The sequence below is a fragment of the Hymenobacter sp. UYP22 genome, from assembly GCF_040547285.1.
Classification (GTDB): domain Bacteria; phylum Bacteroidota; class Bacteroidia; order Cytophagales; family Hymenobacteraceae; genus Hymenobacter.
In genome coordinates this window covers 166,875-183,025 of record NZ_JBEPPK010000006.1, presented here as the reverse complement: position 1 = coordinate 183,025, position 16,151 = coordinate 166,875, and the positions used below count along the sequence as shown (strand labels likewise).

14 protein-coding genes are annotated in these 16,151 nt (G+C 58.8%); 7 read left to right on the top strand and 7 right to left on the bottom strand.

Annotated features, from left to right (window positions below; all coding sequences use genetic code 11):
* The first annotated feature begins 63 nt into the window (after positions 1 to 63).
* Together ABIB60_RS12515 and ABIB60_RS12510 are read left to right on the top strand one after the other, a co-directional pair.
* Positions 64 to 1,008, top strand: coding sequence for an N-acetylornithine carbamoyltransferase (locus ABIB60_RS12515; RefSeq protein ID WP_354580276.1), 945 nt, complete (start codon positions 64 to 66; stop codon positions 1,006 to 1,008).
* 158 nt (positions 1,009 to 1,166) lie between these two features.
* A complete protein-coding gene (locus ABIB60_RS12510) occupies positions 1,167 to 1,475 on the top strand; it encodes a hypothetical protein (protein WP_354580274.1) in 309 nt (102 codons plus the stop codon).
* A gap of 82 nt (positions 1,476 to 1,557) precedes the next feature.
* On the opposite strand, the gene dinB is transcribed toward ABIB60_RS12510, so the two are convergent.
* Positions 1,558 to 2,637 (bottom strand): DNA polymerase IV, encoded by a 1,080-nt coding sequence (dinB, locus tag ABIB60_RS12505; protein WP_354580273.1) that lies wholly within the window; start codon positions 2,635 to 2,637, stop codon positions 1,558 to 1,560.
* 102 nt (positions 2,638 to 2,739) lie between these two features.
* Positions 2,740 to 3,669 (bottom strand): DMT family transporter, encoded by a 930-nt coding sequence (locus ABIB60_RS12500; RefSeq protein WP_354580271.1) that lies wholly within the window; start codon positions 3,667 to 3,669, stop codon positions 2,740 to 2,742.
* 216 nt (positions 3,670 to 3,885) lie between these two features.
* On the opposite strand from ABIB60_RS12500, the gene ABIB60_RS12495 reads away from it, so the two are divergent.
* Complete coding sequence (locus tag ABIB60_RS12495) at positions 3,886 to 5,133, top strand: replication-associated recombination protein A (protein ID WP_354580409.1); 1,248 nt, start codon at positions 3,886 to 3,888, stop codon at positions 5,131 to 5,133.
* Positions 5,134 to 5,198: 65 nt separating this feature from the next.
* On the opposite strand, the gene ABIB60_RS12490 is transcribed toward ABIB60_RS12495, so the two are convergent.
* Positions 5,199 to 6,992, bottom strand: coding sequence for an RICIN domain-containing protein (locus tag ABIB60_RS12490; protein WP_354580270.1), 1,794 nt, complete (start codon positions 6,990 to 6,992; stop codon positions 5,199 to 5,201).
* 230 nt (positions 6,993 to 7,222) lie between these two features.
* Here ABIB60_RS12490 and sppA point away from each other — a divergent pair, with 230 nt between their 5' ends.
* Both sppA and ABIB60_RS12480 read left to right on the top strand, forming a co-directional pair.
* Complete coding sequence (sppA, locus tag ABIB60_RS12485) at positions 7,223 to 8,983, top strand: signal peptide peptidase SppA (RefSeq protein ID WP_354580268.1); 1,761 nt, start codon at positions 7,223 to 7,225, stop codon at positions 8,981 to 8,983.
* A gap of 177 nt (positions 8,984 to 9,160) precedes the next feature.
* Positions 9,161 to 9,979 carry a purine-nucleoside phosphorylase gene (locus ABIB60_RS12480; protein ID WP_354580266.1) on the top strand — a complete coding sequence of 273 codons (819 nt, stop codon included), beginning with the start codon at positions 9,161 to 9,163 and terminating at the stop codon, positions 9,977 to 9,979.
* Positions 9,980 to 10,173: 194 nt separating this feature from the next.
* Here ABIB60_RS12480 and ABIB60_RS12475 read toward each other — a convergent pair whose 3' ends face one another.
* From ABIB60_RS12475 to ABIB60_RS12460, 4 genes are all read right to left on the bottom strand, one after another.
* Positions 10,174 to 11,034, bottom strand: a complete 861-nt coding sequence (locus tag ABIB60_RS12475) for a DUF4249 domain-containing protein (RefSeq protein ID WP_354580264.1) — start codon at positions 11,032 to 11,034, stop codon at positions 10,174 to 10,176.
* 10 nt (positions 11,035 to 11,044) lie between these two features.
* Positions 11,045 to 13,315, bottom strand: a complete 2,271-nt coding sequence (locus ABIB60_RS12470) for a TonB-dependent receptor (RefSeq protein ID WP_354580263.1) — start codon at positions 13,313 to 13,315, stop codon at positions 11,045 to 11,047.
* A 178-nt stretch (positions 13,316 to 13,493) separates the two neighbouring features.
* Positions 13,494 to 13,802, bottom strand: coding sequence for a thioredoxin (gene trxA, locus ABIB60_RS12465; RefSeq protein ID WP_354580262.1), 309 nt, complete (start codon positions 13,800 to 13,802; stop codon positions 13,494 to 13,496).
* A 162-nt stretch (positions 13,803 to 13,964) separates the two neighbouring features.
* Positions 13,965 to 14,405: a hypothetical protein gene (locus ABIB60_RS12460; protein WP_354580260.1), complete on the bottom strand. Its 441-nt coding sequence runs from the start codon at positions 14,403 to 14,405 to the stop codon at positions 13,965 to 13,967.
* 223 nt (positions 14,406 to 14,628) lie between these two features.
* Between ABIB60_RS12460 and ABIB60_RS12455 the strand changes: the two genes are divergently transcribed.
* Together ABIB60_RS12455 and ABIB60_RS12450 are read left to right on the top strand one after the other, a co-directional pair.
* The gene (locus ABIB60_RS12455) at positions 14,629 to 14,949 is read left to right on the top strand and encodes an HNH endonuclease (protein WP_354580258.1); all 321 of its coding nucleotides are present in this window, start codon (positions 14,629 to 14,631) and stop codon (positions 14,947 to 14,949) included.
* Positions 14,950 to 15,006: 57 nt separating this feature from the next.
* Entirely contained in the window at positions 15,007 to 16,074 is a 1,068-nt protein-coding gene (locus ABIB60_RS12450) for a DUF6687 family protein (protein ID WP_354580256.1), read from the top strand.
* Positions 16,075 to 16,151 lie beyond the last annotated feature (77 nt).

Genomic DNA, 16,151 nt, shown 5'->3' with positions numbered 1-16,151 from the left:
GAAGCACTTGCTCGAAGTCCCTAATAGACCTGTTACTTCAGGTATCTCACGCACCTTTCTCAAATGAAAAATTTCACCTCCTTCGCCGATGCGGGCGACTATAAAGCTCTGTTGCAGCAGGCCCTGGAAATCAAAGCCAATCCGTACGGCTACCAGCACGTCGGGCGCAACAAAACTGTTGGGCTCATCTTCTTCAACCCCAGCCTGCGTACCCGGCTCAGCTCGGTGAAGGCGGCCTACAACCTGGGCGCGCAAGCATGGGTGCTCAATGCCGGCGCTGATTCCTGGACGCTGGAAATGGCCGATGGTGCGGTGATGAACGGCGGTACCCAGGAGCACATCAAAGAGGCTATTGCCGTGATGAGCCAGTACTGTGACGTGCTGGGCGTGCGGACTTTCCCCACACTCAAGGACCGCGAGGCCGATTACAGCGAGGAGGTCTTCAACAAGATTCTGAAGTACGCCACCGTGCCGGTTATCAGCCTGGAAAGCGCCACGCTGCACCCGCTGCAGTCGTTTGCTGACTTGATTACGGTGGCCGAGCACAAGAAAAAGGAGCGCGTGAAAGTGGTGCTGACCTGGGCCCCGCACGTGCGGGCCCTGCCCCAGTGCGTACCCAATTCCTTCGCCGATTGGTTTTCGGAAGTGGACTGGGTGGATTTCGTCATTACGCACCCTGAAGGTTACGAGCTGGACTCCAAGTTCACGAAAGGCGCCCGCATTGAGTACGACCAGAAAAAGGCCCTGGAAGGTGCCGACTTCGTGCAGGCCAAGAACTGGAGCAGCTACCAGGACTACGGCCAGGTCATCAGCAACGACCCCGCGTGGATGCTCACGCCCGAGCACATGGCCGGCACTAATGGCGCCAAATTCCTGCACTGCCTGCCCGTGCGCCGCAACGTGGAAGTATCGGATGCCATTCTGGATTCGCCGAACTCCTTAGTGATTCAGGAGGCCGGTAACCGGGTGTTTTCTATGCAAACGGTGCTGCACGAGTTGTTGAAATAATAAGCTGGTAAGTAGTTGGTTGTGTTTGGTATATGCTTGGCAGTCAGCGGGGTTATATAGTGGAGGTACAACCCGATGGCAAAAGCTGCGTTAAAGGCTCTACAAAAGACAGCCGTGCGGTTGACTTTAAGTAGTATCATTCACCCAAATCACCTGCTATGAAAAAGCTACTTGCCATTGCCGCCTTGTTGGTAACCGGAGTTTCGGCCGCTAATGCCCAAACTACCACTACGCAGTCGACTACCACCACGCAGCCCGCGCAAACTACCACTACCACGGTGCCTATGCAGAACCAGACGGTACCTGCTCAAGGCACCATCAACCAAACGGTTACTACGCCTGCTACCACTACTACCACGGTAGAAACGCAGTCGACTACCACCGATACGTATCGTCCGGCCAAACCCACCTCGGATGTGAAAGCCAAGGACAAGCGCAAGAAGTCCAAGATGAAAGCTGACAACTAGTAGCTGCTCAGCTCTGTTGCAACTGCCCCCGGTAACACGTTTGCCGGGGGCAGTTTGCGTTTGGCAGTACCGCTTTGCCAGGTCACAACAGAAATGCCAACTGCTTGCCCAAGGTATCTTCCGGAGTTTCGAGCGAGGATAGGGACACACCCAGCAGCCGTACTCCCTTGGGTAGGGGAAGCAGAGCCGTCAGCAGCGCGTGGGCTACCTGCTGCATCGTCTCCAGGTTTGGCAACAGGCCCAATAGCGTGCGGCTGCGGGTAATCTGCTGAAAGTCGGTGTATTTAACTTTGAGCGTGACGGTACGCCCCCGCAGGCCGGTGCGCTGGCAATGGCCCCACACCGCTGCCAGGCACGGCTGCAGGCCAGTAACAAGCTGCTCGTGGGTAAGCAAATCCTGCTCGAAGGTAGTTTCGGAGCCGATGGACTTGCGCAGGCGGTCGGGCACCACGGGGCGGTTATCCTGGGCACGGGCGATGTGGTAGTAGTGGGAGCCGGCCTTACCGAAGTGCTGACGCAGGAAGGCCTCGGTCTGCTGCCGTAAATCCAGGCCGGTGAAGATGCCCAAGCCGTTGAGGCGGGCGGCCGTAGCGGGGCCGATGCCGTGAAACTGCCCCACGGCCAGGCCCGCCACAAACGCCAGACCCTGGCTGGGTCGGATGACGAACTGTCCGTTGGGCTTGCGGTAATCGGAGGCCAGCTTGGCCAGAAACTTATTGTAGCTGATGCCCGCCGAGGCCGTCAACTGGGTTTTTTGCAGAATCTCGGCCCGGATGGCTTCCGCAATGCGCGTGGCCGAACCCAGGCCCCGTAAGTTTTCGGTTACGTCAAGGTAGGCTTCATCCAGGGAGAGGGGCTCGATGAGGGGTGTATACTCGAGGAAAATGCCGCGAATCTGCCGCGACACTTCCTTGTATACCTCAAAGCGGGGTTTCACGAAAACCAGGCCCGGGCACTTGCGCACCGCCACTGCCGACGACATGGCCGAACGGACGCCGAACTGTCGGGCCTCGTAGGAGGCCGCCGCTACCACGCCCCGTTGCCGGGCCCCACCCACGGCCACGGGTTTCCCGCGCAGCACCGGATTATCGCGCTGCTCCACGGAAGCGTAGAACGCATCCATATCGAGGTGAATGATTTTGCGGGTTTCGGCGAAGTCCACGGAGGGGTGGGGGATGAGGCCCCAAATTTCGGCAGGAAGCGGCGGAAAACCGTGTTTTCAGATCGGAAAACAACGTAGTCCGAGTACCTGCCCTGCGCCGGCTTAACCCTGGGCTGCTTCCAAAGGCTCCGCCGCGGGTGTAGGCCGGGGCTTCCGGCTTACTAAGAACACGCCGGCAAAAATCAGCAGGGCTTGCAGGCCTCGGGTGAGCGTGAGAGTATCCTTACCCAAGGCCACGGCAATGCCCACGGCCAAGGCGGGTTGCAAGTAAATGTAGGCGCCCAGCAGGGCGGGGGAGGCGTATTTCAGGGCCCAGTTATTGAGTAGGTAGGCTAGAATGGTCAGGCAGATAACCATGTAGGCAATGGCCGCCCAGATACCGGGCGGGAAGCTGCCGTAATCGGGCTGCTGTACCTGCTGCCAGCCGGCCGGCACCGCCAGGAAAGCCCCCACCAGAAAAATGCGGGCCAGCACCGTAAATGGGTGATACTTGCGCATCAGGGGCATCACCAGCACCAGGTAGCAGCCGAAGGCCGTGGCATTGAGCAGGATAAACACGTTGCCCAGCAGCCCATCCTGTCCGCCAGCCGCCACCGGCCCCCGGCTCAAAATAATACTGGCCGCCCCCACGCTGGCCAGCCCGATGCCCGCCAGGCGGGGCAGCGTGAGCCGCTCGCCCAGCAGCACCACCGAGGCCACTACCGTGACTACTGGCGCAATAGTCTGGATGAGGGAGGCGTTGATGGGGGAGGTGAGGTTGAGGCCCGCAAAGAACAGCAGCTGATTGAGCCCGATGCCCAGAATCCCACAGGCTACGGCCCGAAGCTGGTCGGCGCGGCCAGTAATGCGGTCCTGCGGAGCTACCAGGCGGCTTAGCACACCAAAAAATACGGTGGCGCCCACCACGCGCAGTAGCACTAACCCGAACGGCCCCATGTAGCGCGGCATCACATCCTTGGAAATGCTGTAGTTGGCGGCGTAAATAAGGGCCACGATAAACAGGGCGCTGTGCACCTTCACGGAATTCTTCATTGCCTGCGAAGGTAGTAGGGCGAACTTTGTGGTTCGCGCGGCTCCGTCGTCCGTACTACCACTTTTGCGCCGCCGCGCTCTGTTTTTCCGCCTACGCAAACCACCCGCTTCGCGCTACTACCGCCTTCTATGTCCACCGGTTCCCTGTTCGATTCCGACCCTACGCCCACTCCGCCGCCCTACGCCCCCCGCCCCGGGGCACCACTGGCGGAGCGCATGCGCCCCCAAACATTAACCGACTATGCCGGCCAGCAGCACCTCATCGGGCCCGAGGGCGTGCTGCGCCGCTACCTCAACGCGGGCCGCCTGCCCAGCCTGATTTTGTGGGGGCCGCCCGGCGTGGGCAAAACTACGTTGGCCAACCTGCTGGCTCAGGAGCTGGGCAAGCCCTTCGCCTCGCTCAGCGCCGTGAATGCGGGCGTGAAAGACGTGCGCGAGGTAATTGAGCGGGCCAAAAAGCAGCGGGGTACCGTGCTCTTTATTGATGAAATTCACCGCTTCAGTAAAAGCCAGCAGGATGCGCTACTGGGGGCCGTGGAGCAGGGCATCGTCACGCTCATTGGGGCTACCACCGAAAATCCCTCGTTCGAAGTAATTCCGGCCGTGCTGAGCCGGGCGCAGGTGTACGTGCTGGAGGCGCTGAGCAAGGAGGTGCTCACCAGCCTCGTAGACAAAGCCCTGGCCGAGGATGAGATTCTCAAGCAGAAAAAAGTGCGGGTGCAGGAGTACGGTGCCTTGCTGACCATTTCGGGCGGGGATGCGCGCAAGCTGCTGAACTTGCTGGATATTGTGGTGGAAGCCAGCCGCCCCGACGCCAAAACCGGCGAAATCATCATCACCGATGAAGCTGTGCAGCAGCTGGCCCAGCAACACCTGGCCCGCTACGACAAGGGCGGCGAAATGCACTACGACGTCATTTCGGCCTTTATCAAGAGCATCCGCGGCTCCGACCCTAACGCGGCCCTCTACTACCTGGCCGTCATGCTGGAAGGTGGCGAAGACGTGAAATTCATTGCCCGCCGCCTGCTCATTCTGGCCTCCGAGGATGTGGGCCTGGCCAATCCCAACGCCCTCATTCTGGCGCAAAGCTGCTTTCAGGCCGTTACGGTCATCGGCCTGCCGGAGTCCGATATTATCCTGGGCCAGACGGTGGTGTACCTGGCCACTTCGCCCAAGAGCAACGCCAGCTACAAGGCCATTCGGGAGGCGCGGGCGCTGGTGCGGCAGCAGGGCGTGCAGCCGGTACCCATTCCGCTGCGCAACGCCCCCACCAAGCTGATGGCCGAGTTGGGCTACGGCAGCCAGTATCAGTACTCCCACGACTACCCCGGCAATTTTGCCTACCAGGAGTTTCTGCCCGAGGCCCTCAGCGGTACCGTGTTCTACCACCCCGGCCACAACCCCGCCGAGGCCAAAGCCCAGGAGCGCCTGCGCCAGCTCTGGGGCGAGAAGTACGGCTACTAATACACACATCGGCCCCGCCTGTATTAGCAGACGGGGCCGATGTGCTTCACGTTCTTTGGCAGCTGCTACTTGCTGAGGGTGTATTCCCAGTGAAAGGTCAGGGTATTGATAATATCTCCTTGGTAAGTGCCCGAGATGCTCATGAGTTTGGCGTTAACCGCATCGTCAGGACCACCCTCAAAGTAAGAATGGTTGCCAAAGAGCCCGCCTTCCACTAATTGGCCGTAATTGGTTTCCAGCATCAGGCTTTCCACCACATCCCACTCGTAGCCGCGCACGTTGGTGATGTACTCGCCGGCCTGTAAGTTGATGCTGTTCTGCCGCCCACCCATTACGCCATATAAGGCAGTGGTGCCACTGCCGGCAAAAGTCAGGTTCAGGCCGCACAAGTAAGGATGGCTGGCGTTTGAGCAGATAGTGATTTTGATCAGATTATCTGCGCTTACATGGAAGGGAGTGCCGCCCGGGCGCCCCCCGAAAGTGCCCACGGCCACCTGAATTCTGTGGTCAGTAGGTTTCGTGGTTTTAGTGTAGTCCAGATACGGCCACAGATAGGATGGGGCCAGTATAGTATCCAGCTCGGCCCCGAACTTAGCCCGTACCTGGGCTTCGCGGGCTTGCTTGGCGTAGGTAATGTTGGCGTGGCTGTTCGGGTCGCCGGTGGTTGGCTTGCGGTTGCTGTATTCTGTTTTGCTCCGGTCCATACGCCAGCCATCAAACTGGTCCACCACCCAGTCTTCCCGGTGAAACTCGGTCAGACTATACCTGTCGAAATCGTAATCCTTGGTATATTCTTTGGCGCCCTGCTGGATGTGACCCAGGCGCCAGGCCATAGCCCGTTCGCGGGCCCGCTCTACGCCAGCGCTATAGTCGCGGATGGCTTCCTGCAGGAACCCCAGTTCTTCTCGTTGGCCATTCTGCTGCTCGGCCAGCGGCTTATTGGGGTGCAACTGTGCGTAGCCCTGTACCATTTCGGCCCGCAACACCATAACCAGCGTCCCCCAGGTAGGCAGCATCGACAATACCGTGACGCCTTCGTAGTCGCGAAGAAAATCGTCTTCGTCGCCCGTTGCTTCCGAAATGGCCGCAATCAGCTTGCTTACCTTGTCATCGGGCTGGGTGGTATTCATAAACTCTTTCGTCTTCTTGCGCAGCCCGTTCAGGTGTCCGTGCAGCCGCTTCAGGTTGTCCGCCTGCAACAGGGCTTTCACCCGCTGCTCCACGTACTGGGTCATCTGGTTCCAGAAGTCCTGGTCGTGGCCATCGGGCCACACAACGCCCAAAGCTGCCTTGGCCCCACCCCCCACTGTAGGAATTAATCCGGTGAGTCCTAGCAGCACATCACGCATCATGTCGCTGTACTTCCGAAAGGTGAGCGACTGGTCGGACATATACTCGAGTGAAGCGGGTACTATCCGGAACAACTGATGGTCGCGGTTGGAGGCAGGGGCCAGCTTGCCCAGTTTCAGGGTTTCTTGCCCGTGGCCGGCGCCGGGTACTTCCAGTACCAGCCCCCCGGCGTGCACCGGCCGCAGGTAGTAGTAGCCGTTGCCGGCGTGCAGAAAGCGGAAGCGCTGGTTGGTGGTGTCCTGGTTTAGCCACTGAATCAGGGCTGCACCTTCGCCACTGGTGGGGCCGCCGGCAGTGGCCCAGTACAGGCCGCTGTAGGGCAGGTACACGAGATATTCACCGGTACCATTTTTTTTCAGCTGAAACTGCTGGGCCGGATTATTCACGTAAGCTTCTTGCTGCTGAATGGTGTTGCCTTTTTCCTTACGATGGTGCGTAGGCGCCAAAGGCAGGGTGCTGTGCTTGGGAATGATAATAAAAGAACGATCGGTAGGGACGGTGAGCGGCATACAGCTGATGGATAAGTGAAACGTGCCGCATGTTAGGTAAATAGTATAAGAAAAAAGCACTACGGACCAGGTTTGAGAGGTGGCGCAAGCTCGGCTATATATTCTGCCCACTCCACAATTTCACCCTTGCTACCTCCCGTTCCCGCTCCAAAGGGGGGCGTTGGTTGAATACCCGGTGCAGAGGGCGGAAAGGGGGTACTTTTGTTTCAGATACTTAATCTGCTACTTCCATGAGACAATTTTTTAAGTACGTGCTGGCCACCTTCACCGGCCTCGTGCTATTTTCCTTGCTAGGTGTAGTGCTGCTGGTGGGCTTCATTGTAGCTGCTGCTTCTTCCGATAAAGAAGTAACCGTGGCCCGTAACTCGGTGCTGGAATTGACGCTGGACAAGCCCATCGGGGAGCGGGAATTCAATAACCCGTTCTCGGGCTTCACGGGCGGGCAGAGCAGTTCCATCGGCCTCGATGAGCTGAAAGCCGCCATTCGTCGGGCCAAGAAGGACGACGATATCAAGGGCATCTTCCTGAACCTGGAGCTGGTGCAGGGCGGTATGGCCTCGCTGGAAGAAGTGCGCCAAGAACTGGTTGACTTCAAAAAAGGCGGCAAGTTCATTGTCAGCTACACCGATGCCCAGTCGGAAAAAAGCTACTACCTGGCTTCCGTGGCCGATAAGCTCTACCTCAACCCCCAGGGTACGCTGGAGTTCAACGGCCTCTCCTCGGAGACGATGTACTACAAGAACCTGTTCGATAAGCTTGGCGTGCAGGCTCAGATTTTCCGCGTGGGCTCATTCAAGAGTGCCGTGGAGCCCTACTTCCGTACCAGCATGTCGGACTCGGCCCGCCTGCAGACGGCTTCTTTCCTGAACTCGCTCAACGGCTCCATGCTGAGCGAGGTAGCCGCCGCCCGCAAAATAACGCCGGCCCGCCTCAAGGTCATTTCTGACTCCATGCTGGTGCACAACGCCGACGACGCCAAGCGCCTCGGGCTGGTAACCGACCTGGGCTACTATGACCAAGCCACCGACTATATGAAGGGCAAGCTGGGCGTGGAAAAGGACGACAAGCTGAGCCTGATTGACTTGTCGGACTACAAGAAGTCGGCCGATGAGGACGAGGGCAGCACCAGCGGCAGCCGTATTGCCGTGGTATACGCCGAGGGCGACATTGTAACCGGCAAGGGCGGCAACGAGAGCATCGGCAGCACCCGCTTCGCCGAGTCCATCCGCAAAGCCCGCCTCGACAAGAACGTGAAGGCCGTGGTGCTGCGCATCAACTCGCCCGGCGGCTCGTCCCTGGCCTCCGATATCATTTATCGGGAGGTGATGCTGACCAAGAAAGTGAAGCCCGTTATTGCCAGCATGTCGGACGTGGCGGCTTCGGGCGGCTACTTTATTGCCATGGGCTGCGACACCATTGTGGCCCACCCGACCACCATCACGGGCAGCATTGGCGTGTTTGGTGTACTGCCCAACATCGAGCCCTTCCTGCGCGCCAAAATAGGGGTGACGACGGACCGCGTAACTACCGGCAAATTCTCCGACTTCCCCACCATCACGCGGGCCCTCACGCCGTTTGAGCAGCAGCAGTTCCAGGAAGAAATCAACCGCATTTACGCCGACTTCACCAGCAAAGCCGCCCAGGGCCGCAAAATGCCCGTGGAGCGCCTGCGCCGCCTGGCCTCGGGCCGGGTATGGTCGGGCACTGAAGCCAAAGCCCGCGGGCTGGTAGATGTGCTGGGCTCCATGGATGATGCCCTGCGCATTGCCGCCCGCCGCGCCAATCTCAAAGAAGGCGACTACCGCATTCAGAAGCTGCCCCGCCAGAAAAGCTTTGCGGAAAACCTGTTCAGCTCGTTCTCAGAGGAGGCCAAGCTGCGCATGGTGAAGGACGAAATGGGCCCTATGTACCCCATGTACCAGCAGTACAAGAAGCTCTCGGAAATGAAGGGCGCTCAAATGCGCATGCCATTCGAGGTGCAGGTGCAATAAACAGCTGATTAGCAAGAGGCTGTCATTCTGAGTAGCGCGCAGGACCTTACCACAGTTGAACAAGTCGTAACTACGGCCGTTGTTTAGTTGGGGTAAGGTCCTGTGCGCTGCTCAGGATGACAGCTTTTTTGACCTTGCCGCTTTAAAAAACCACCACTCGACAACTGACACTACTCAATGAAAGAACTTCAGGAAGCCGCCACCTACCTTCGCCGTAGCTTACAGGGGTTTACTCCGCAGGCGGGCATTATTTTGGGCACTGGGTTGGGTGCGCTGGCCAGGGAAGTACAGGTGCAGCACCGCTTCAGCTACTCTGATATTCCGCACTTTCCGGTGTCTACGGTGGAAAGTCACGCCGGCGAGCTGCTGGCCGGTACGCTGGCCGGTAAGCGGGTGCTGGTAATGCGCGGCCGGTTCCACTACTACGAAGGCTACACTATGGAGCAGGTAGTGTTTCCGGTGCGGGTGATGAAGCTTCTGGGTATTCAGCACCTGTTTGTGAGCAACGCCAGCGGCGGCCTCAACCCCGACTACAACTACTCCGACTTGATGCTGCTGGACGACCACATCAACCTGCAGCCTACCAACCCGCTTATCGGCCGAAACCTGGACGAGCTGGGCCCGCGCTTCCCCGATATGATGGAGCCCTACAGCCCCCGGCTGTTGCAACTAGCCCAGGAAGCGGCCCAGGAGCTCAACCTTGGCCAGTACCTGCGCCAGGGCGTGTATGCCTCCTTACCCGGCCCCATGCTGGAAACGCCCGCCGAGTACCGCTACCTGCGCACCATTGGGGCCGATGCCGTGGGTATGAGCACCGTGCCGGAGGTTATTGCCGCCGTGCACATGGCCCTGCCGGTGCTGGCCGTGTCCGTCATTACCGATTTATGCGCCCCCGGCAAACTCAAGAAAGTTGACATTGCCGACATCCTGCGCACGGCGGCCGTAGCCGAACCCCGCCTCACAGCGCTGTTGCAGCGGGTGCTGGAAAAGCTGTAAACTGGTTTGCAGAAACGCATACAAAAAGGCTCACTACCACCTAGTAGTGAGCCTTTTTGTATGCACGGTTATCTAGAATCATCTACGGGTGGAGCCCAAACCGAATGCGCCCGGTTGTATTGTTCTTCCGACCTAGTGATAAACCACACCTTTCCGCACTTGTGCCTCTTGTGAGGGTTGCTAGCTGCTAAGTGCTATTGTATGATGATGCGCCGCCGCTGATAGTTGAGTACGGTAAATACGCCAATGCCACCTTCTACGGTGCTTTTGATGGCGGCAGGCTGCCCAAATGGGTTGCCATTTGCACTGCGTGCATCCTGCACCGACTGCAGAAACCGGTAGTAAGGCTGGTCGAGGTGGTACAGGCTTACAAAGATGGTGTCGTCCGCGGCAAAGTCGTAGCTGGTACCCAAGGTGAACTCCTGCCCGTTATTGAGGCGGTCATCGGGGGTATAGTCGACTTCGGGGGAGGTAGCCAGCCGGCCCTTGTGTATCTGCAGGCGGTAGTAGTCGGTGGTGGCAGCGGGGTCGCGGAAACGGGTGAGCACGTAAGCCTTGCGGAACTCGCCCTGCTTATCGTTGAACTTCCACTCCACCGTATCAATGGGCACGGTAGCGGGCATGGTGGCTTGGCCGGTTACCCGCCGGCCTTTCGAGTCGCTCACTTCCAGCTCAAACGTTTGGCCGGGCTGGGCCGTGAGGCGGCGCGTGCCGGTGTGGGTGTATGCCTTGCCAGTGCGGCGGTCGGCCCCCGGAGCAAATAGCAATTCCTGGCGCTGGCCGCCTGGCAACACCACAAATGCCTTCACATCGGTGGGCACCTGTAGCTCAGGCGCTGCCAAGTAGGGGCCCGACTCCGAGACAGTTATGCGCGGAACCTGGCCGTTTTCCAGGTAGGCTTCCACTACCAACTGCGGCGGGTAGGCGGGCAGCTCCACATCAATGTCTTTCTGCAGCCCGCATCCACCAAGCAAGCCCGCCAGTAACCAAGAGCCAATGAGCAGCCCACAGCGCCATTTTATGGCCGAAAGCCGGGAAATAAGAGAAGTACGCATTAGCTCAAGCTTAGAATTTGAAGTTATACGTAACCGACGGAATTACTGGGAACAGGGACACCTGCCGGGCCCGGTAGTTCAGCACTTCGTCCGTTTCCTCATTCTTCACTTGGTCGAAATACACGAAGTAGGGGTTACGGCGGTTATAGGCGTTATAGATGCTAAACGTAAGGTCCGACTCCGGAATCCACCGGTTTGGGCGCAGTTTCCAGACCACCCCAATATCCAGGCGGTTGTAGGGCGCCAGCCGGAAAGTGTTGCGCTGGGGGTAAATAGGCACGGCGGATACTTTCTCCCCGTACATATCCTGGAAGGCAAAGCGGCCCAACGGCAGCGTGGTGGCCTGCCCCGAGGTAAATACGAAGGAACCCGTTAGCTGCACCCGCTCCGAGAGGTTATGAATAACCACGGCCGTCAGGTTATGGCGTCGGTCGTAGGTGGGGTAGAAGGTGTTGCCGTTGTTGATGCCGGTGGTGCCGCGCTGGGGCGGAAACCGCCGCTTGGTCCAGGCCAGGGTGTAGCCAATCCAGCCGGTGGTGCGGCCCTGCTTTTTCTCCAGGTAGATTTCGTTGCCGTAGGCCCAGCCCTTGCCAAACAGAAACTCGTTGTCCAGGTCGGGATTCACGAATAGCTGAGCCCCATCCTTGAAGTCGATCTGCCGTTGCGCCCACTTGTAGTACACCTCGTTGGTGATGAGGTAGCGCCCGTCACCCAGCAGCCAGCTAATGCCGGCCGCTACCTGCTGGCTCCGCTGCGGCTGCACCGATTTGCGCGAAGGATACCAGATATCCGTGGGCAGTGAGGCACCCGAGTTGGTAACCAAATGCACGTACTGGTACATGAGGGCGTAACTGCTTTTTAACGACACGTTGGGGGTGAGGGAGTAGCGTGCCGCCGCCCGGGGCTCCAGGCCGCCGTACTGGTCGGAGCCCGACTGAAAGCCCGACAGGCGCAAACCGTACTCCAACTGCCATTTCTCGGAGGGCTTGTAGGTGTCGGAGGCGTACAGGGCTGCTTCTGCGCCGGGGTAAGTGGTACTGGAGCCCAGGGCCAGGCGGCCATCAGTGGAGCCGGCCTGCAGGCTGCCGGTACCAAAACGGTGCGTGGTGGCCGTTACCCCAAACTTCAGCGCGTGCCGGTCGTTGGGCAAGTAGTCCAAATCGGAGCGGAGCGTAAAGTCCCGGATGTTGGACGACAGGTTGAAGGCAAACTGATCCAGCTGGTTGCTGATCTGGTACTCGTAGCGCGTCACGGAAGCGGTGGTGTTCAGAAACAGGCGCGGCCTGAACACGTGGTTCCAGCGCAGCGCCCCGATGGCATTGCCCCAGTTGAAGCTGAAATCGAAACCGTTTTGGGAGTTGAAACCAAATACGTCGTTGCCCAGATAGCCCGATAAAAACAGCTCGTCTTTGTCGCCTAGCTTGTAATTGGCCTTGGCGTTGAGGTCGTAGAAATAGTAATCCGGGATGGGGTTGTAGTCGTCCTGGCCCTCGTTGAGCTTATTAATCTGGCGCGTAAACACATCAAAGTACGTGCGCCGCCCCGATACCAGAAAAGCACCTTTGCCCTTTTTGATGGGGCCTTCCACCGTTAGGCGCGAAGAAATCAGGCCAATGCCCCCGCTAACGCCCAACTTCTCGGGGTTGCCGGGCCGCAGCTTCACATCCACCACCGAGGAAAGCCGACCCCCGTACTGTGCCGGAAAACCACCTTTGTAGAGGTCCACCGACTGCACCGCATCGGGGTTGAACACCGAAAACAGCCCAAACAAATGGCTGGGATTATACACCAGAGCATCGTCCACCAGCACCAGATTCTGGTCGGCGGAGCCGCCGCGCACAAACAAGCCCGAGGTACCCTCGCCGCCGTTCTGTACGCCCGGCTTCAGCTGCAGGGTTTTCAGAATATCTACTTCCCCAAACAGGGCCGGTAGCAGCTTGGCTTCCTTGGCCGTGAGGCGGTCTACGCTCATTTGCGTAGTCTGCAGCTTCTGCTCCAGGGAGCCCCGGCCTTCCACTACCACCTCGCCCAGCTCATTGCCAGCACTGGTTAGCTGAAACGCTTGGCGTTGGTTGCGCGTCAGGTTGAGGGTGAGGGTCTGGGCATTGTAACCGATAAAGGACACCACTACCTGATGGCGGCCCTCGGGCAGCGTAAGCAAGTAAGCTCCCTGCTCGTCGGCGGTAGTACCTACGCTGAGGGCGGGCACTGCCACGGTAGCCCCAGGCAACGCCTCGGAGGTGCCCGTTGCCCGAATGGTACCACTGAGCGTGTATTGCACCTGGGCCCAGCTATAGCTGGGGCATGCTACCGACGCCACGCAAAAAACAACAAGCAAAAACCAGAACCTCATTCGACCCTCTCTATCCATGAGCCCGAAAGTACGGACGCCCAGCGTAAACGACTGAAAGAGCCGGGGAAGATAAGGGAGGTTGCATGGCGGCCAGCTCAACCAAGGCCTAGCGCAACACTCCTTGCAGCACCTGGCTGATTTGGGCCGCCGGCACTACCCCTGCCTGCCGCCATACGGGTTGTCCCTGGTGGAACAGGATCAGGGTAGGAATACTTTGAACTCGGAACTGCTGGGCTACAGCCTGGTTCTTATCCACGTCAATCTTGATGACTTTGAGCTTGCCCTGGTGCTGGTTGGCCACTTGCTCCAGAATTGGAGCCATGGTTTTGCAAGGGCCGCACCAATCGGCGTAAAAATCAACCAATACCGGCATGCCGGGGCTGCTGATCAACTCGGAAAACGACTTTTTAGGCATTGTAGCGCAGGCTGATAGTCCGGCAGTACCATTCTACCGGGTGATGGGTATACGGGTAGGCAGACAGATGGGTGCGGCCACCAGAACCGTTTAAACGCAGAAAAGCCCAGTGCTGCAACACTGGGCTCTCGTGAGCGGGTGAGTGTGGGTGAAAGAGGAGGGTTATTTTTTCCCCACCAAGGTAACATCATTTGCGACTTCAGAAAAGCCAAAGCGGCCTCCCACTACTTTTTTTCCGCCCACCTGGCACTCCCAGGTGTAGCGGCCCGGAGTGGCTTTGCCAGACTCGCCGCGTTCCGTTTTGAAGTATTCAGCCTCCGAGGCCTCTGAAGGGAAGATTACGTCAATGCCGTTCTGGCCTTTGGCGACCTGCTTAACCAGCGTGTATTCCTTGCCGGTATCCTGGTGAATCACCACAAATTTTGCGGTGTAGCCACCCAACTGGCCAAACTTATCCATTACCCCAATTTTTACATAGGCATCAGTGGATACCAGCCAGGTTTGGGCCTGGGCCTGCTTGGGCGAAAACACTACCAGGGCCAGCACTAAGCCAGCAGCTTGTAGCAAGCGGCGCAGAGAAAGAACAGGAGTAGAAACGCGCATAGAAAAACAGTAAGAATGTGAAAAATGCAGGATGAGAGAAACGCCCGTGAGAGTTGTTGTATTTTCTGTTTCATTGCAATTCACAGGTGCATACAGCTGAGGCGCAACCAAATATAAATGTTATCCGGTAACTACAATAAAATTTTGTTGTGGTTTTATGAATTTTCATCGTTGGGTGCAAAACCACAACTCCGCAGTGTGTCGTACATGATGGGCTGTAGCCATGCGTAAGAAACGAGCAGCGCCGTCCGATACTCCCTCGCCCAGTCCGGTTGTGGGGCAGTGCGGCTTATGCGAGCGGCAGGTGCAACAAACTTCCCGCCACCACCTGGTGCCCCGCGAGGAGGGCGGCCGCTACGGGCCCGTGGTGGAGCTGTGCCAACCCTGCCACAGTACCGTGCATTTGCTGCTGGATAATAAAGAACTGGCCCGCCACTACAATACCATAGAGCGCCTACGCGAAGCAGAGGAGCTGCAGAAATACCTGCACTGGGTGCGCCGCAGCCGGGTGGAGCGCATCAGCAACCGCCGGGCCCGGCGCTGAGCCGCCAAGGGTGCCCGGGCTGCTACCTTTGGCCACCCGTATCCGAATCATCCTCCCGTGAAAAAATTTGTGCCTTTCCAGCGGCTGCGTCGGCAGCCCACCATTGTAGTTGACAGCACCGGCCTGGGGGCCAGCCTCACGCTGGCGCACTGGCGCGGGGCCGCCACGCCCGATCTGCTGCGCGACGATACCAGCGCCGGCTCGGTGCTGCGGGGCCTGCACCAGCCTGCCACTTCGGGGATGGAGGCCGAAGCCGTAACGGCCAATCATTTTGATATTGACGGATTTGTGGGCGTGTGGGCGCTGCTGAACCCGGAACTGGCCCTGCGCCATGAACACCTGCTGCGCCTGGTGGCTACGCTCGGTGATTTTCGGGAGGTAGATTGGCAGGACCCGTTGGCCAACCACGCCCTGCAACTGGTGTGCTGGCTGAATGCCGAGGAAAAAGCCCGCTTCTATGAGCCCTTTGGAGCTCCTGCCCGGCGCCGGCGGGAGGATGAAGCCTCGGCCGAGAAGTTCGCCTGGTTTCTGCCCCGGTTTGCGCCGGTGCTGGCTGATCCGGAACTAGGGCGGGCTGCCTGGGAGCCGGAATACACGCGTGTGCAACAGGGGGTGGCCGTTATGCAGAGTACAGCCACCACCGTGCGGCGCTACCCGGAAATCGGGCTAACGGTAATACGCACGCCGGAGCCGCTGCCGTACTATGCGCTGTTCGGGGCCACGGCGGGTACTGATATGGTGCTGAGCCTGTATGATGAGCAGCGCTACGAGTTTGAGTACAAGTACACCACCTGGATTGACCTGGAAAGTCGCCCCACGCTGCCGCGCCTGCCGCTGGATGCGCTAACGGCCCGCCTGAACGCATTAGAAACTACCGCCCGCCGCTGGACTTTTGATGGCATTACGGATACCGGCCCGCTGCTGCGCCTGAGCGGCAAAAGTCTCACGAAAGTGCAGCGCTACGCCGACCCCGACCAGCGGCCCATCTATGCTTCATCTATCATACCGGAGCAGCTGGAAGCGGAAGTAGTGGCGTTTTTCCGGGCTGGTTACGCCGGTATTGAGCCGAAACGATATTGGAGCTGGGCTGAAATTCGAGAGGCAGGTCGAGTAGGAGAGGTTTAGAAACTAATGAACTGTCATTCCGAGCGAAGCGAGGAATCTGGGTTACCTGCTGTAAGATCAACCCAGATTCCTCGCTT